General features: G+C 61.6%; 17 protein-coding genes. 10 read left to right on the top strand and 7 right to left on the bottom strand.

Going from position 1 to position 16460, the window contains the following annotated elements; genetic code table 11:
• Positions 1 to 78: 78 nt before the first annotated feature.
• The 3 genes from prpC to C5F70_RS01990 are packed head-to-tail and all read right to left on the bottom strand — an operon-like array spanning position 79 to position 2860.
• Complete coding sequence (prpC, locus tag C5F70_RS02000; protein ID WP_017848473.1) at positions 79 to 1206, bottom strand: 2-methylcitrate synthase; 1128 nt, start codon at positions 1204 to 1206, stop codon at positions 79 to 81.
• A gap of 41 nt (positions 1207 to 1247) precedes the next feature.
• Positions 1248 to 2141, bottom strand: a complete 894-nt coding sequence (gene prpB, locus C5F70_RS01995) for a methylisocitrate lyase (RefSeq protein ID WP_017848474.1) — start codon at positions 2139 to 2141, stop codon at positions 1248 to 1250.
• Positions 2138 to 2860 (bottom strand): GntR family transcriptional regulator, encoded by a 723-nt coding sequence (locus C5F70_RS01990; protein WP_046382415.1) that lies wholly within the window; start codon positions 2858 to 2860, stop codon positions 2138 to 2140. Before C5F70_RS01990 ends, prpB begins: the two co-directional genes overlap by 4 nt.
• Positions 2861 to 3132: 272 nt before the next feature.
• On the opposite strand from C5F70_RS01990, the gene C5F70_RS01985 reads away from it, so the two are divergent.
• The 6 genes from C5F70_RS01985 to C5F70_RS01960 all read left to right on the top strand — a co-directional run bounded on the left by C5F70_RS01985 (position 3133) and on the right by C5F70_RS01960 (position 8533).
• On the top strand, positions 3133 to 3681 hold the full coding sequence (locus C5F70_RS01985) for an ATP-dependent zinc protease (RefSeq protein ID WP_026140213.1): 549 nt from the start codon (positions 3133 to 3135) through the stop codon (positions 3679 to 3681).
• Between the two features lie 5 nt (positions 3682 to 3686).
• The gene (locus tag C5F70_RS01980; protein WP_046382414.1) at positions 3687 to 5219 is read left to right on the top strand and encodes an inactive transglutaminase family protein; all 1533 of its coding nucleotides are present in this window, start codon (positions 3687 to 3689) and stop codon (positions 5217 to 5219) included.
• On the top strand, positions 5219 to 6205 hold the full coding sequence (locus C5F70_RS01975; protein WP_017848478.1) for an alpha-L-glutamate ligase-like protein: 987 nt from the start codon (positions 5219 to 5221) through the stop codon (positions 6203 to 6205). Before C5F70_RS01980 ends, C5F70_RS01975 begins: the two co-directional genes overlap by 1 nt.
• 99 nt (positions 6206 to 6304) lie before the next feature.
• Complete coding sequence (pabB, locus tag C5F70_RS01970) at positions 6305 to 7648, top strand: aminodeoxychorismate synthase component I (protein ID WP_046489374.1); 1344 nt, start codon at positions 6305 to 6307, stop codon at positions 7646 to 7648.
• Positions 7649 to 7874: 226 nt separating this feature from the next.
• Positions 7875 to 8177, top strand: coding sequence for a type II toxin-antitoxin system HigB family toxin (locus C5F70_RS01965; RefSeq protein ID WP_046382411.1), 303 nt, complete (start codon positions 7875 to 7877; stop codon positions 8175 to 8177).
• Positions 8177 to 8533: a type II toxin-antitoxin system HigA family antitoxin gene (locus C5F70_RS01960; protein WP_017848481.1), complete on the top strand. Its 357-nt coding sequence runs from the start codon at positions 8177 to 8179 to the stop codon at positions 8531 to 8533. Before C5F70_RS01965 ends, C5F70_RS01960 begins: the two co-directional genes overlap by 1 nt.
• Positions 8534 to 8648: 115 nt before the next feature.
• On the opposite strand, the gene thrH is transcribed toward C5F70_RS01960, so the two are convergent.
• Positions 8649 to 9266, bottom strand: coding sequence for a bifunctional phosphoserine phosphatase/homoserine phosphotransferase ThrH (thrH, locus tag C5F70_RS01955; RefSeq protein ID WP_017848482.1), 618 nt, complete (start codon positions 9264 to 9266; stop codon positions 8649 to 8651).
• A gap of 152 nt (positions 9267 to 9418) precedes the next feature.
• Here thrH and C5F70_RS01950 point away from each other — a divergent pair, with 152 nt between their 5' ends.
• The 3 genes from C5F70_RS01950 (at position 9419) to C5F70_RS01940 (ending at position 12827) form a co-directional block, all read left to right on the top strand.
• The gene (locus tag C5F70_RS01950; RefSeq protein ID WP_017848483.1) at positions 9419 to 10153 is read left to right on the top strand and encodes a phosphoadenylyl-sulfate reductase; all 735 of its coding nucleotides are present in this window, start codon (positions 9419 to 9421) and stop codon (positions 10151 to 10153) included.
• 409 nt (positions 10154 to 10562) lie between these two features.
• Positions 10563 to 12092, top strand: coding sequence for an NCS1 family nucleobase:cation symporter-1 (locus C5F70_RS01945; RefSeq protein WP_057003799.1), 1530 nt, complete (start codon positions 10563 to 10565; stop codon positions 12090 to 12092).
• Between the two features lie 12 nt (positions 12093 to 12104).
• A complete protein-coding gene (locus C5F70_RS01940; protein WP_017848485.1) occupies positions 12105 to 12827 on the top strand; it encodes an aspartate/glutamate racemase family protein in 723 nt (240 codons plus the stop codon).
• A 15-nt stretch (positions 12828 to 12842) separates the two neighbouring features.
• Here C5F70_RS01940 and C5F70_RS01935 read toward each other — a convergent pair whose 3' ends face one another.
• A complete protein-coding gene (locus C5F70_RS01935; RefSeq protein ID WP_017848486.1) occupies positions 12843 to 13766 on the bottom strand; it encodes a LysR family transcriptional regulator in 924 nt (307 codons plus the stop codon).
• A 126-nt stretch (positions 13767 to 13892) separates the two neighbouring features.
• Here C5F70_RS01935 and C5F70_RS01930 point away from each other — a divergent pair, with 126 nt between their 5' ends.
• The gene (locus C5F70_RS01930; protein ID WP_017848487.1) at positions 13893 to 14639 is read left to right on the top strand and encodes a 3-oxoacyl-ACP reductase family protein; all 747 of its coding nucleotides are present in this window, start codon (positions 13893 to 13895) and stop codon (positions 14637 to 14639) included.
• 18 nt (positions 14640 to 14657) lie between these two features.
• Here the strand turns inward: C5F70_RS01930 and C5F70_RS01925 are convergent, their stop codons facing one another.
• Positions 14658 to 15347, bottom strand: a complete 690-nt coding sequence (locus tag C5F70_RS01925) for an HAD-IA family hydrolase (RefSeq protein WP_017848488.1) — start codon at positions 15345 to 15347, stop codon at positions 14658 to 14660.
• 90 nt (positions 15348 to 15437) lie between these two features.
• Complete coding sequence (locus C5F70_RS01920; protein WP_104902638.1) at positions 15438 to 16406, bottom strand: NAD-dependent epimerase/dehydratase family protein; 969 nt, start codon at positions 16404 to 16406, stop codon at positions 15438 to 15440.
• Positions 16407 to 16460 lie beyond the last annotated feature (54 nt).

Here is a 16460-nt window from a genome sequence, read left to right as displayed (position 1 = left end):
GAAATGCGATTCAAATGTGGGAGGGGGCTTGCCCCCTCCCACCTTTTGACCTCATTTCAATCCTGGAATCGTCGGCCTTCAGCGACGTTCGATTGGCACGAACTTGCGCTGTTCGACGCCGATGTACTCAGCGCTTGGACGGATGATGCGGTTGTTGGCGCGCTGTTCGAACACATGCGCGGCCCAGCCGGTGAGGCGCGAGCACACGAAGATCGGGGTGAACAGCTTGGTCGGGATGCCCATGAAGTGGTACGCCGAGGCGTGGTAGAAGTCGGCGTTGGGGAACAACTTCTTCTGCTCCCACATGACCTTGTCGATGGCTTCGGAGACCGGGAACAACACTTTGTCGTCCACTTCTTCGGCGAGCAGTTTCGACCAGCCCTTGATGACCTCATTGCGCGGGTCGCTGTCTTTGTAGATCGCGTGACCGAAGCCCATGATCTTGTCCTTGCGCGCCAGCATGGCGAGGGTGCCGTCGACGGCGTCCTCGGCCGACAAGAAGCGCTCGATCATTTCCATCGCCGCTTCGTTGGCGCCGCCGTGCAGCGGGCCGCGCAGCGAACCGATGGCGGCGGTGATGCACGAATACAAGTCAGACAGGGTCGACGCACAGACACGCGCGGTAAAGGTCGACGCGTTGAATTCGTGCTCGGCGTACAGGATCAGCGACACGTTCATCACTTTGACGTGCAACTCGCTCGGCGTCTTGCCGTGCAGCAGGTGCAGGAAGTGACCGCCGATGGAAGGTTCGTCGGTCACACAGTCGATGCGTTTGCCGTCATGGCTGAAGCGGTACCAGTAGCACATGATCGCCGGGAAGGCAGCGAGCAGACGGTCGGTGACATCGCGCTGTACGCTGAAGTCCTGCTCCGGCTCGAGATTGCCGAGGAACGAGCAACCGGTACGCATCACGTCCATCGGGTGGGCGTCGGCCGGGATGCGCTCGAGCACTTCCTTGAGCGCCTGGGGCAGGTCACGCAGCTTGCTCAGCTTGGCGCTGTAGGCAGCCAGTTCGGTCTTGGTCGGCAATTCGCCGTACAGCAGCAGGTAGGCGACTTCTTCGAACTGCGCATCAGCGGCCAGTTCGCGCACGTCGTAGCCGCGATAGGTCAGGCCGGCACCGGCCTGGCCCACGGTGGACAGTGCGGTCTGCCCGGCCACCTGGCCACGCAGGCCAGCGCCGCTCAGTACTTTTGCTTCAGCCATGGTTACTCTCCAATTTTGTAGTTATCCGGGAGGCGCGTTCGTTACTTCTTGGCGGCGAACAGCGCGTCGAGCTTCTGCTCGAAGGTGTGGTAGTCGATGCGATCGTAAAGCTCCATGCGGGTTTGCATGGTGTCGATCACGTTCTGTTGGGTGCCGTCGCGACGGATCGCGGTGTAGACGTTTTCGGCGGCCTTGTTCATGGCGCGGAAGGCCGAGAGCGGGTACAGCACGATGGAAACATCGGCAGATTTCAGTTGATCGACGGTGTACAACGGGGTTGCACCGAACTCGGTAATGTTAGCCAGGATCGGCGCCTTTACCTTTGACGCGAACAGCTTGTACATGTCCAGCTCGGTGATGGCTTCCGGGAACACCATGTCGGCGCCGGCCTCGATGCAGGCGGCGGCGCGATCCAGGGCGGATTCCAGGCCTTCGACGGCCAGCGCATCGGTACGCGCCATGATCACGAAGCTGTCATCGGTGCGCGCATCCACGGCGGCCTTGATGCGGTCGACCATTTCCTGCTGGGACACGATTTCTTTGTTCGGGCGATGACCGCAGCGCTTGGCGCCGACCTGGTCTTCGATATGGATGGCAGCGGCGCCGAACTTGATCATCGACTTGACGGTGCGTGCCACGTTGAACGCCGAGGAGCCGAAACCGGTGTCCACGTCCACCAGCAGCGGCAGGTCGCACACGTCGGTGATGCGGCGCACGTCGGTCAGCACGTCATCGAGGCCGGTGATGCCCAGGTCCGGCACGCCGAGGGAGCCCGCGGCCACCCCGCCACCCGACAGGTAGATCGCCTTGAAACCGGCGCGCTTGGCCAGCAGTGCGTGGTTGGCATTGATCGTGCCGACCACCTGCAATGGGTGTTCGCTGGCGACCGCGTCACGGAAACGCTGGCCTGGAGTGCGGTTGTTATTGGAACTCATGACTCACCTCGCTGAGTGGCTGTCTGGGGAGCACCGCCTGGGAAGTGGCGGGCGATATTGCGTTTGGAGGCGCCGATGTGACGACGCATCAACAACTCGGCCAGTTCACCGTCGCGATCGGCGATCGCGTCAAGAATACGGTGATGCTCGGCAAAGGCCTGGCGTGGACGATTGGGGGTTGCGGAGAACTGGATGCGGTACATACGCACCAACTGGTACAGCTCGCCGCAGAGCATTTGGGTCAAGGTGCGGTTGCCCGCGCCCTGGATGATCCGGTAATGAAAGTCGAAGTCGCCTTCCTGCTGGTAATAGCCGACACCCGCCTGGAACGCCGCATCCCGTTCGTGGGTGTGCAGCACCTGGCGCAGTTCTTCGATCTCCGCATCGGTCATGCGCTCGGCGGCCAGGCGGCACGCCATGCCTTCGAGGGATTCGCGGATTTCATAGAGTTCGATCAGTTCGGCGTGGCTCAACGACACCACGCGAGCGCCCACATGGGGCACGCGCACCAGCAGGCGCTGGCCTTCGAGACGGTGGATCGCCTCACGCAACGGGCCGCGGCTGATGCCATAGGTGCGCGCCAGTTCCGGCTCGGAGATCTTGCTGCCGGGGGCGATCTCGCCTTTGACGATAGCGGCCTGTATACGCCTAAAGACATTCTCCGACATTGTCTGGGATTCTTCCGGGGAGACCACCGGAGCTTCCGATTGATCCAGCATATTGTCGACACCTTTAAAAGCAATGCCGCAAAAACTAGCCAATAAGCCCTACTTAGTCAAAGAATAAATCAACATTGTCGACAATCGTCTAATAACCGTCGTTGTAAGCAACAAGGACATGGCCGCCTGCCAGCGCTGGCGCCAAAAAAGCATCATGTTAGAATAGACGCCGCTTTTGCCTGACATCTCTTGATGAAACGGCGCACGAGGGAGCTTGCGCAGCAATGCCAGTCGCCTTGAATTGAACATCGCACTGCACCGCCTCAGGATTTATGAGACTCAAGCCCTTCCCCCGTTTGTTTTGCCTACTGTTCATACCAGGACTTATGCCGGGGCTATGCGCTGCCGCCGAGAAGACCGTGTATGGCCTCAACGAATACGCCAAGCTGGCGGATATCGACCTGGAAGTGGCGGCCAAACTCGACACCGGCGCCAAGACCGCCTCGTTGAGCGCCCGCGATATCAAACGCTTCAAGCGCAACGGCGAATCCTGGGTACGCTTCTACCTGGCCATCGACACCGCCCATTCCCACCCCATCGAACGCCCACTGGCCCGCGTCAGCAAGATCAAGCGCCGCGCCGGTGACTACGACCCCGATGAGGACAAGAACTACACCGCCCGTCCGGTGATTGCCCTGGATATCTGCATGGGCAGCGCTTTACGCAGCATCGAAGTGAACTTGACTGACCGCAGCGCTTTCCAATACCCGCTGCTGATCGGCTCCGAAGCGTTGAAACGCTTTGATGCGCTGGTCGACCCCAGTCTTAAATACGCAGCGGGCAAACCTGCCTGCGCCGCCGACGCTCATACCGCCGAGTAAACCGAATGCGCTCTCTGACCCTGCACCTGAAAATCCTCATCACCCTCCTGGTGGTGCTGGGTATTTCGGTCACCGCCTACCAGATCTTCGTGCTGGGCATTCCCGTCACCGAGGACGCCACCGACGACTTGTGGAACATCGACGCCAAGGTCGAGTTCGTCGCCAACCCGAAAGACCCGGTGAAGATCCAGATGTTCGTGCCGCCCCTGAGCCGCGACTTCGTCAGCCTCAATGAGAGTTTCATCTCGAATAACTACGGGGTCAGCGTCAACCGCATCGATGGCAACCGCAAGGTCACCTGGTCGGCGCGCCGGGCCAAGGGCAAGCAGACCCTGTATTACCGCCTGGTGCTGACCAAGCGTTACAGCGGTGAAAAGGTCAAGATCAAGGGCCCGACCTTCCGCGACAGCATCGCCGTGGAAGGCCCGGAAAAAATCGCCGCCGAAGCCCTGCTCGCGCCGATCCGCCAGCACTCGGCCGATGTGGAAACCTTTATTACCGAAGCCATCAAGCGCACCAACAACCTCAACGACGACAACGTCAAGCTGCTGCTGGCGGGCGACCCCTCGACACCGCACAAGGCCAAGATCGTCGAACTGCTGCTGTCCATCGCCCACGTGCCGGTGGAAAAGGTCCACACCATCCGCCTCGTCGCCGACCAGCCGCAAACCCCGGAACTGTGGCTGCGCAGCTTCAATGGCAATGACTGGCTGTACTTCAACCCGGAAACCGGCGAACCAGGCCTGCCCGCCGACCGCCTGTTGTGGTGGACCGGCGATGAAAACCTGATCACCGTCGATGGCGGCAAGAAAGCCATGGTCACCTTCAGCCTGAACAACAGCGAAATGAACGCGATCCGCCTGGCCAAGCTGACCGACGAAAACACCGACGCCAACTTCCTCGAATACTCGCTGTACGGCCTGCCGCTGCAAACCCAGCAGACCTTCATGATCATGGTGATGATCCCGATCGGCGTGCTGGTGATCCTGATCCTGCGCAACCTGATCGGCCTGCAGACCCTGGGCACGTTTACCCCGGTGCTGATCGCCCTGGCGTTCCGCGAGACTCAGCTGGGCTTCGGGATTGTGCTGTTTACGATCATCACCGCGCTGGGCTTGTCGCTGCGCTCGTACCTGGAACACCTGAAGTTGCAGATGCTGCCGAGGCTGTCGGTGGTGCTGACCTTCGTGGTGGTGCTGATCGCGGCCATCAGCCTGTTCAGCCATAAACTGGGGCTGGAGCGCGGGCTGTCGGTGGCGCTGTTCCCGATGGTGATTCTGACCATGACCATCGAACGCCTGTCGATCACCTGGGAAGAACGCGGCGCCAGCCATGCGCTGAAAGTGGCGATCGGCACGCTGTTCGCGGCGTCCCTGGCGCACCTGATCATGAGCGTGCCGGAGCTGGTCTACTTTGTGTTCACCTTCCCGGCGATCCTGCTGATCCTAGTGGGCTTCATGCTGGCCATGGGGCGTTATCGCGGCTACCGCCTGACCGAGCTGGTGCGCTTCAAGGCCTTCCTCAAGGCTGACTCGTAATGTTCGGCTTCTGGAAGACCTGGAAGGCCCTGGAAGCGCGGGGCATCATGGGCATCAACCGGCGTAATGCGGACTACGTGCTCAAGTACAACAAGCGCAGCCTGTACCCGATCGTGGATGACAAGATCATCACCAAGGAACGCGCGCTGGCGGCTGGCATCCATGTGCCGGAAATGTACGGGGTGATTTCCACCGAGAAGGAAATCGACAAGCTCGACGAGATCATCCAAGGGCGCAGCGACTTCGTGATCAAACCGGCCCAGGGCGCTGGCGGTGACGGCATCCTCGTCATCGCCGACCGCTTTGAGGAGCGTTATCGCACGGTCTCCGGCAAGATCATCAGCCATGAGGAAATCGAGCATCAGATTTCCAGCATCCTCACCGGCCTGTACTCCCTGGGCGGCCACCGCGACCGCGCGCTGATCGAGTACCGCGTGGTGCCCGACCAGATTTTCAAGAGCATCAGCTACGAAGGCGTGCCGGATATCCGCATCATCGTGCTGATGGGCTACCCGGTGATGGCCATGCTGCGCTTGCCGACCCGCCAGTCCGGCGGCAAGGCCAACCTGCACCAGGGCGCGATCGGCGTGGGCGTCGACCTGGCTACCGGCCTGACCCTGCGCGGCACCTGGCTGAACAACATCATCACCAAACACCCTGACACCACCAACGCGGTGGATGGCGTGCAACTGCCCAACTGGGACGGTTTCATGAAGCTCGCCGCCGGCTGCTATGAGCTGTGCGGGCTGGGCTACATCGGCGTGGACATGGTGCTGGACCAGGAAAAAGGCCCACTGATCCTCGAACTGAATGCGCGGCCGGGGCTGAATATCCAGATCGCCAACGACTGCGGCCTGACCCTGCGCACCCATGCGGTCGAGGCACGACTGGAAACCCTGAAAGCTGCCGGCGTGACGGAAACGCCGGAAGAACGGGTGAAGTTCGTGCAGGCCATGTTCGGGCACATCCCCGCCGTCGAAGGCTGAGCCGGCCTTCGATCTGTCTATCCCCGACATCCCCCCTAGGACCAAATCCTACGGGGGTCTACAATCTCCTCCCCCACGCCATCAGCTGATCCACCCCGCATGTCGACCTGTTCCGTACACCCACTGCCCTACCGGGCCAACCCCGCCGAGTATTTTGCGGCGATTCGCCATGCCCCTGGCGCGGTGCTATTGGACAGCGGCCGCCCGACCGCCGAGCGGGGCCGTTATGACCTGCTCAGCGCCTGGCCCGAAGCGACGTTGGCGGTGCGGCCTGACGAGAGCGGCAGCGAGTTCCTGCAACGCCTGCGGGAAAACCTTACACAGTTGGGTGAGGCGGCATTGCCGGCCGGCTACGAGTTACCGTTCGTCGGCGGCCTGATCGGTTACCTGAGCTACGATTTCGGCCGGCACCTGGAACAGTTGCCGCACCGCGCGGTGGACGATCTGCACCTGCCGGACGCACGTTTTGGGCTGTACGCCTGGGCCCTGGTCAGCGATCACCAGGCGCAGACCAGCCAGTTGGTGTTTCACCCGACACTGGCCGATGGCGAGCGGCAGCGACTGATCAAGCTGTTCAGCCAGCCAGCCGCCGAGATAGCCGCCAACTTCAAGCTCCACGGCCCCATGACCCCCGACATCAGCGCCCAGACCTACGCGCAGGCCATCGCCCGCATCCACGACTATATCCGCGCGGGCGACTGCTACCAGGTCAACTTCACCCAGCGCTTTCGCGCAGCGTGCAGCGGCGATCCGTGGGCGGCCTACTGCGCCTTGCGCGAAGCCTGCCCGACGCCATTTTCCGGGTTCCAGAGCCTGCCGGATGACGGCGCGGTACTGAGCCTGTCGCCGGAACGTTTCGTCAGGATCAGCCAGCGCCAGGTCGAAACCCGCCCGATCAAAGGCACCCGCCCGCGCGGCCTGACGCCTGAAGAAGACGCCGCCAACGCCGCCGAACTGCTGGCCAGCCCCAAGGATCGTGCCGAGAACCTGATGATCGTCGATCTGTTGCGCAACGACCTCGGGCGCACCTGCCGCACCGGCTCGGTGAAAGTGCCGGAGTTGTTCAGCCTGGAAAGCTACCCCAACGTGCATCACTTGGTCAGCAGCGTCACCGGCGAATTGGCCGACGACAAGGACGCCCTGGATCTGATCGCCGGCAGCTTCCCTGGCGGCTCCATCACCGGCGCACCGAAGATCCGCGCAATGCAGATCATCGACGAACTGGAGCCAACCCGCCGCGGGCTGTACTGCGGCTCGCTGGTGTACTTGGACGTGCGTGGCGAGATGGACAGTTCCATCGCCATCCGCAGCCTGCTGGTCAAGGACGGCCAGGTGTGCTGCTGGGGCGGCGGCGGGATCGTCGCCGATTCGCAATGGCAGGCGGAATATCAGGAGTCGCTGACCAAGGTGCGGGTATTGTTACAAACCCTGGAAAGCTTGTAACGCAGCGCCCTTCCTGGCGTTGGGAGGCAACCCCGGCCGCGGAAAAAACCTGAATCAGAACCGCTGTGGACGGCCTGTGAATCGGAGGATAGCGTGCGGTTTCGACCGTCCACCCGCCATCTGTGAAGGATCACATGAAGCGATTGCTTACTCGTCAGAAAATATTTCCAAGATTGCATCTGCACTTGCCAGAGCCTAACATCTCCCAAATTGGGAGGTTAGGATCATGCGGATAATCGCGTTCTCGACCTTACGTCTCTTCTGGGAGAGCCACCCAGCTTGTATCGACGCCAAAACACCGCTGGTCGAGTTGTATCGCCATATGGAGAAGGCTGCATACCCAACGCCGCAAGCGCTCAAGGCGGAGCTCGGAACCGCGAGCATCCTCAAAGGCAGCAGGGTTGTATTCAACGTGGGCGGCAACCGGTATCGAGTGATCATGGCGATCAATTATCAGCGTCAGCTTGGGTTCATACGTTTCGTGGGAACCCACGCACAGTACGATCAGATCAACGCGGAGACCGTGTGATGAACATCAAACCCATACATTCCCAAGAAGACCTCACCGCCGCGCTCGCACGCGTCGAACAGATATGGGAAGCGCCAATCGGCTCGCCTGAGGGCGATGAGCTGGAAATTCTTGCGGTCCTCATTGAAAAGTATGAGGCCGAACATTATCCGATGCCGCCGTCGGACCCGGTGGAAGCCATCCGCTTTCGCATGGAGCAACTCGGCATGACGGCGCGCGACCTGGAGGCCTTCATCGGCACCAGCGGCCGGGTGTCCGAAGTGCTCAACCGCAAGCGCAAGCTGAGCCTGTCGATGATCAAGCGCCTGCATGAAGGCTTGAGCATCCCGTATGAGCGGTTGCTGGCAGGGGCTTAAGAACTCAGGCGGCTGTAAGCCCGCGCCCACATTCGACCGCGCTTCCAGAGGATAAACGCGGTCGAATGTGGGAGCGGGCTTGCTCGCGATGGGGCCGCCAACTGCGCGGAACGACTTACAGGCTCAACGGCCGGTTCGAAGCCTTGATGAACTCGTTCTTCAGCTCTTCAAACGTATGCACCGCCGGGAACTGCGGGAACTCGCGGATCACATTCTCCGGCGCATGGAACAGAATCCCGCGGTCGGCCTCGCCCAGCATGCTGGTGTCGTTGTACGAATCGCCGGCAGCGATCACGCGGTAGTACAGGCTCTTGAACGACAGCACCGACTGGCGCTTGGGGTCTTTCTGGCGCAGTTGGTAACTGACCACGCGGTCGGTTTCGTCAGTGATCAGGCGGTGGCACAACAGGGTCGGGAACCCCAGCTGGCGCATCAGCGGCTGGGAGAATTCGTAGAAGGTGTCCGACAGGATCACCACCTGGAAGCGCTCGCGCAGCCAGTTGACGAACTCGATGGCACCGTCCAGCGGCTTGAGGGTAGCGATCACTTCCTGGATATCGGCGAGCTTGAGCCCGTGTTCGTCGAGGATGCGCAGGCGTTGCTTCATCAGCACGTCGTAGTCGGGAATGTCCCGGGTGGTCGCCCGCAGGGATTCAATACCGGTTTTTTCGGCGAAGGCGATCCAGATTTCCGGAACCAATACCCCTTCCAGGTCGAGACAGGCAATTTCCACGAGACACTCCTATTTGTATTGTTCAAGTCGAGCGAGCAAAAAGACTGCCGAACTCTAGCGATTCAAGGCGGCGGCCGCAACGCAGGGCGGATTTTGATACCATCGCTCTCCTATAGAGCGCTCAGCGCCACTGACCTGTAGGAACCGTCCTGATGAACCAAGCCTTCGATGTCGTTGAACTCGCCACGACCTATGCCAACAAATCTGCCCAGGACATTCTCAAGCTGGCGTTCAGCCAGTTCGGCGATGACCTGTGGATTTCCTTCAGCGGTGCAGAGGATGTGGTGCTGGTGGACATGGCCTGGAAGCTGAACAAGAACGTCAAGGTGTTCAGCCTCGACACCGGCCGCCTGCACCCGGAGACCTACCGTTTCATCGAACAGGTGCGCGAGTTCTACAAGATCGACATCGAGCTGATCTCGCCGGACCAGAGCAAACTGGAACCCTTCGTCAAAGAGAAAGGCTTGTTCAGCTTCTACAAAGACGGCCATGGCGAATGCTGCGGTGTGCGCAAGATCGAGCCGCTGCGCCGCAAGCTCTCCGGCGTGCGCGCCTGGGCTACCGGCCAGCGCCGCGATCAGAGCCCCGGCACCCGCAGCCAAGTGGCTGCGCTGGAAATCGACACGGCCTTCTCCACCCCGGAGCGCACCCTGTACAAGTTCAACCCACTGGCGCAGATGACCAGCGAAGAGATCTGGAGTTACATCCGCATGCTGGAGCTGCCGTACAACAGCCTGCACGAGCGCGGTTTTATCAGCATCGGCTGCGAGCCCTGCACCCGCCCGGTGTTGCCGAACCAGCACGAGCGCGAAGGCCGCTGGTGGTGGGAAGAAGCCACGCAGAAGGAATGCGGGCTGCATGCCGGGAATCTCATCAGCAAGGCCTAAGCGCTGACGCAGTCAACCATGTGGGAGGGGGGAGCAAGCCCCCTCCCACATTTGTTTTGTGCCGAGCGTAAAAATGTACACACAAATGTAACCATCGGTGCCATTTATGTGTGCAATCCACCGACCTGCGCACCAAAACGTAACATCTCCTCTCTGCCGCTGTTTATCCTCTAAACAGAGGTTCTGCCCCGTCAAAAATAAATACCTGTTCAAACGGTCAATTTATATCGCTTTGAATTCAGTCAGTTATTTATAGAACCTATAAAAACGAAATTAACCAAGGTTTTCATAGATCGAAAACTGGCACGTATGTGGCTTAAGGTGAAGTACTCTTTGTATACAATAAATACAAAACATACATACACTTTCCCGCTGCGGCTTTGCTGCAGCAGTGCTGGAGCCTGCCGGAATGCGTACACGCCTCTCGAACACCCTCGCACTGGATCTGCCCTCCTCCGCCCTCAACCCCGAGGCCGCGAGCCCCGGCCCGCTGGTACTCAGCCCGCGCCTGCACAACCGGGACCTGGCGCCGACCAAGGTCGAAGGCCGACGCTGGGGGCGCTACAGCATCTTTGCGTTATGGACCAACGACGTACACAACATCGCCAATTACTCGTTCGCCATTGGCTTATATGCGCTGGGCCTGGGTGGCTGGCAGATTCTGTTATCCCTGGGGATCGGCGCGGCGCTGGTGTACTTCTTCATGAATTTGTCGGGTTATATGGGGCAGAAGACCGGGGTGCCGTTTCCGGTGATCAGCCGCATCAGCTTCGGCATTCACGGCGCACAGATTCCGGCCTTGATCCGTGCGGTTATTGCGATTGCCTGGTTTGGTATCCAGACCTACCTGGCCTCGGTGGTGTTCCGAGTATTGCTGACGGCGATTCATCCGGGGTTTGCCGACTATGACCACAACTCGATCCTGGGCCTGTCGAGCCTGGGCTGGGCGTGCTTTGTGACGATCTGGTTCGTGCAACTGGTGATCCTGGCCTACGGCATGGAGACCGTGCGTCGCTACGAAGGCTTCGCCGGGCCGGTGATTTTGCTGACCGTCGCTTCGCTGGCCGGTTGGATGTACTTCCAGGCCGACGGCCACATCGCCTGGTCGATCCGCGAGCCGCTCACCGGTGGCGAGATGTGGCGCAATATCTTTGCCGGCGGCGCGCTGTGGCTGGCGATCTACGGTACGTTGATCCTCAACTTCTGCGACTTCGCGCGCTCTTCGCCGTGCCGCAAGACCATCCAGGTCGGCAACTTCTGGGGCCTGCCAGTGAACATCCTGGTGTTCGCCGCCATCACCGTGCTGCTCTGCGGCGGGCAGTTCCAGCTCAATGGCCGGGTGATCGAAAGCCCGACCGAGATCATCGCGGCGATCCCCAATACGTTCTTCCTGGTACTCGGCTGCCTGGCGTTCCTGATCGTCACCGTGGCGGTGAACATCATGGCCAACTTCGTCGCCCCGGCCTTTGTGCTGAGCAACCTGGCGCCCAAGTACCTGAACTTCCGCCGCGCCGGGTTGATCAGCGCTGCCGTGGCGGTGCTGATCCTGCCGTGGAACCTCTACAACAGCCCGCTGGTGATCGTGTATTTCCTTTCCGGCCTGGGCGCGCTGCTCGGGCCGTTGTACGGGGTGATCATGGTCGATTACTGGCTGATCCGTAAAAGCCAGGTCGATGTGCCGCAACTGTACAGCGAAGACCCGAATGGCGTTTATTACTACAGCCGTGGCGTGAATATGCGCGCGGTGGCGGCATTTATTCCTGCGGCGGTGATCGCCATCCTGCTGGCGCTGTTGCCGGGGTTTGCCAGTGTCTCGCCGTTTTCCTGGTTGTTTGGCGCCGGTATTGCAGGGCTGTTGTACCGGCTGATCGCCAAGCGCCAAGCGTTCTACGCTGATGTCAGCGGTGAAAGCATTGCAGTCGATAACGTCAGTCATTAAAAAGGACATTCCATGCGTATCCTCGTGGTCAACGTCAACACCACCGAATCCATCACCCAGACCATCGCCGAGCAAGCGCGGTCCGTGGCCTCGCCGGGCACCGAGATTGTCGGGCTCACGCCGTACTTCGGCGCCGAATCGGTGGAAGGCAATTTTGAGAGCTACCTGGCGGCCATCGCGGTGATGGACCGCGTGATGGCCTACGACCAGCCGTTCGATGCGGTGATCCAGGCCGGGTATGGCGAACATGGGCGCGAAGGCCTACAGGAATTGTTGAATGTGCCGGTAGTGGACATCACCGAAGCGGCAGCCACCACCGCGATGTTCCTCGGCCACGCCTACTCGGTGGTGACCACCCTGGACCGCACCGTACCGCTGATCGAGGACCGCCTGAAACTCGCCGGCCTGTATCAACGCTGCGCCTCGGTGCGGGCCAGCGGCATGGCGGTGCTGGAGCTGGAAGAACACCCGCTGGCGGCCATGGAGGCCATCGTGCGGCAGGCGGAACTGGCGATCCGCGAGGACAAGGCCGAGGTGATCTGCCTGGGATGCGGCGGCATGGCCGGGCTGGACGAACGCATTCGCCAGCGCACCGGGGTGCCGGTGGTGGACGGGGTAACGGCGGCGGTGACGATTGCCGAAGGGTTGGTGCGATTGGGGTTGTCGACGTCGAAGGTCAGGACCTACGCCACCCCGCGGCCGAAGACTGTCATCGGCTGGCCGCGCAGCCGATAGAACAGGTCGCGGCGATCAAATCGCGCTGAAGCGCTGCGCCAGTCCCGCGATTAAAAACTGCTCGAGGATGAAGTCGACAAACGCCCGGGTCTTGCCGGGCAGCAGTTTGTGTTCGGCGTAGTAGAGGGAGATGTTGCCGTCGTCGACGTACCAGTCGGGCAGCACCCGCACCACCGCGCCACTGTCGAGGAACGGCACTGCCATCGGCATGCTCACCAGCGCAATGCCCATCCCCTGGGCGCTCGCGCAACAGGCGGCCTCCGAGTCGCTCAGGGTCATGCGCGGCTTGAGCGCCAACGGACGCTGTTCGCGCTCGCGGCTGGTCAGTTGCCAGGAACGCACGCGGCCGGTTTGCGGGGAGCGGATCAGGATGCCCAGGCAGCGCGCCAAATCCTCGGGCGCCAGTACCGGCGGGCGTTGCGCCAGGTAATCCGCTGACGCCACCAACACCCGGTGCGCGGGCGTCAGCTTGCGTGCAACCACGCCCTGGGGCAGCTCAAAACCACCGCCGATGGCCGCATCGAAGCCCTGGCCGATCAGGTCGACCTGGCGGTTGTCAAAATGCCAATCCGGGCTGATATCCGGAAAACGCCGGACGAATTCCCCCAGCAACGGCATGACATAACGATTACCGAACACCGTGCCCATACTGACCTTGAGCGTCCCCACCGGCCGCCCCTCGGCGCTGGCCAGGTTGGCCACGGCGTTCTGAATGGTGATCAGGCTGTCGCTGACTTCGGCGAGGAACCGTTTGCCGGCTTCGGTCAGGGTCAGGCGCCGGGTGCTGCGCTGGAACAGCCGCACCCCCAGCCGCGCTTCCAGCTTGGCGACACTTTTGCCCACCGCCGCCGGGGTCAGGCTCAAGCGCCGGGCCGCTTCGGCAAAGCTGCCGCCTTCGGCGCTGCGCACAAAGCATTCGATACTGCCGAAGCTCTCCATATCCGCCCACTCTAAACTTTTGGTTTACACAGACTATAGCAATCCGGGTCTACCGACAGCGGCGGGTGAGGTCGATACTCGGCTGCATCCACAAGGCATCCCGCCTTGAACAGTGAGGAGATCAACATGACTACCCAGAACCTCAGCGGCAAAGTTGCCTTGATTCAAGGCGGCTCACGCGGCATCGGCGCCGCCATCGTCAAGCGTCTTGCAGCACAAGGTGCGGCCGTCGCCTTTACCTACGTCAGTTCCGCCGCCAAGGCCGCAGAACTGCAGAACAGCGTGATCAGCGCCGGCGGCAAAGCCCTGGCGATTCAGGCCGACAGCGCCGATGCCACGGCGATTCGCAACGCGGTCAACGCCACGGTCCAAGCCTTTGGGCGCCTGGATATCCTGGTGAACAACGCCGGCGTGCTGGCCATCGCGCCGCTGGAAGACTTCAAACTGGAGGACTTCGACCAGACCCTGGCAATCAACGTGCGCAGCGTATTCATCGCCACTCAGGAAGCGGCCAAGCACATGGGCGAAGGCGGCCGCGTGATCAACATCGGCAGCACCAACGCCGAACGCATGCCCTTTGGCGGCGGCGGGCCGTATGCGATGAGCAAGGCGGCGCTGGTCGGCCTGACCAAGGGCCTGGCGCGGGACCTGGGGCCACGTGGCATCACCATTAACAACGTGCAGCCAGGGCCGGTGGACACCGACATGAACCCGGCGAACAGTGAGTTCGCCGAGAGCCTGATCGGGTTGATGGCGGTGGGCCGTTATGGCCATGTCGAGGAGATCGCCAGCTTTGTGGCCTACCTGGCCGGGCCGGAAGCGGGTTACATCACCGGGGCCAGCCTGACCATCGACGGTGGCTTCAGCGCATAACCGCCTGTAGGCGCCGGGTCAGGACATGGGCGGCAGGCCGTAGGCGGCGAGGTCGAAGTCCGCGAGTTTGCGGATGATCTGGTCGGCGTGGTGGTACTTGCTGTCGGCCATGGCTTCGTCGGGCACGGCGATGGCGGTCATCCGGGCCGCCTTTGCTGCGGTGACGCCGAACGGTGAGTCTTCAAACACCAGGCAATCTTGCGGCGCGATGCCCAGGCGCCGCGCGGCGGTGAGGAAGATGTCCGGCGCGGGTTTGGCGGCACCGACTTCCGGGTCGTCAGCCGTGACGATGGTGCCGAACAGGCCAAACCATTCGCGGTGCAGCGTGGTCTTGTGGCCAAAGGAGTTGCGCGACGAACTGGTGCCCACCGCAATCGGAATATTGTGCGCGTTCAGGTGCCGTACCAACGCTTCGGCGCCGGGCATGCCCAACGCCCTGGGGAAACGCTCGCTCATCAGCGGCTCACGGATTTCGAGGAACTCAGCCGCCGTGATCGGCAGGTCCAGCGCCTTGACCACGTAGTCGGCCAGGTCCTGGGCCCCGCGCCCGATGATGTGCTGTTTGATCCCCCAGTCATAGGTACGCCCGAAGCGTTCGGCGATGATCTGCGTCACTTCGGTGTAGATGCCTTCGGTATCCAGCAACAAGCCGTCCATATCGAAAATCACGGCCTTGATCGGACCGACTGCGCTACGCGGTGCATTCATCGTGACGAAACCCTGGAGGTAGGACTAAAAGGATTCAGCACAATAACGGCCACGCTTGTCGGCAGGCAACCCTTTAGGCTGTACGCCTGATCAGGCCGGCGTGGGCAGGCAGCCCAGGCGGGTCAATGCGGCCTCCACCGCGTGCTCCAACGGCGTATGGGGTTCGTGGCCCAGGGCCGCAAGCAAGCGTTGGTTATCCATACGCAAGGGGGTTTGCCACAGATAACGCATCTCCTGTATCTCGCGAAAGGTCACGACAAACGGCGCAGCCAACGTCAACAGCCACCAGGGAAATACGCCTACACGCGGTTGCAGGCCCGTCCTGCGTAACACTACGCGCTGGATCGCCTGGCTCATCTGCGTGCCATCACTGTCCACGTGCCCGGCCATATGAAAGCAGGCAAAAGCGTCGAGGGCGGCGCGGCGCTCAATCAACTCGAGCATGGTGCGCGCCACATCCGGCAGGTAAGCCCATTGGTGGGCGACGCCTGGCGCACCTGGGGCGCTGACCGCGCGCACCGGTTTACCGGGTTTGACCAGGCCTTGGGAGAACCAGTTGTTGGCCGCTCCGGCGCCGAAAAAATCCCCGGCACGCACGATCACTACACGAGCGCCCTCGCGGGAAGACTGAAGCAAGCGCTGCTCCAGTTGCACACGTATCGCGCCCTTGCGGGTCAGCGGGTGCTGGGGTGAGTCTTCGGAAAGCACCGGGAACGCATCCGGCCCGAAGTTGTAAAGCGTGCCGGGCAACACGATGGTCGCGCGCTCGGCGATGGCGGCTGCAATGGTGTTGTCGATCATCGGCAACACCTGCTCGGCCCAATTGCGATAGCCCGGCGGGTTCACCCCATGGACGATCACCGCGCAGCCACGGGCGGCAGCGATGACGTCCTGGCGATTGAGCGCATCGCCTTTGAGCCAGGTATAGGCGGCATTCTGGCTACGGGCCTTGGCGACATCCCGGGTCAACGCACACACCTGCCAGCCCGCCACGCTCAACTGTCGCGCCACTTCGCCGCCGATACCGCCGGTTGCACCCAATACCAGTACCTTGCTCATCACCCGCTCCCACATTGGTTGGAGCGGCCATTCTGTTCGTAGCCTGGTTATAGA

The organism is Pseudomonas sp. LH1G9 (assembly GCF_002949975.1).
Lineage (GTDB): Bacteria > Pseudomonadota > Gammaproteobacteria > Pseudomonadales > Pseudomonadaceae > Aquipseudomonas > Aquipseudomonas veronii.
Note: the sequence above shows the minus strand (reverse complement) of the source record. Positions and strands in the feature narration are given on the sequence as shown.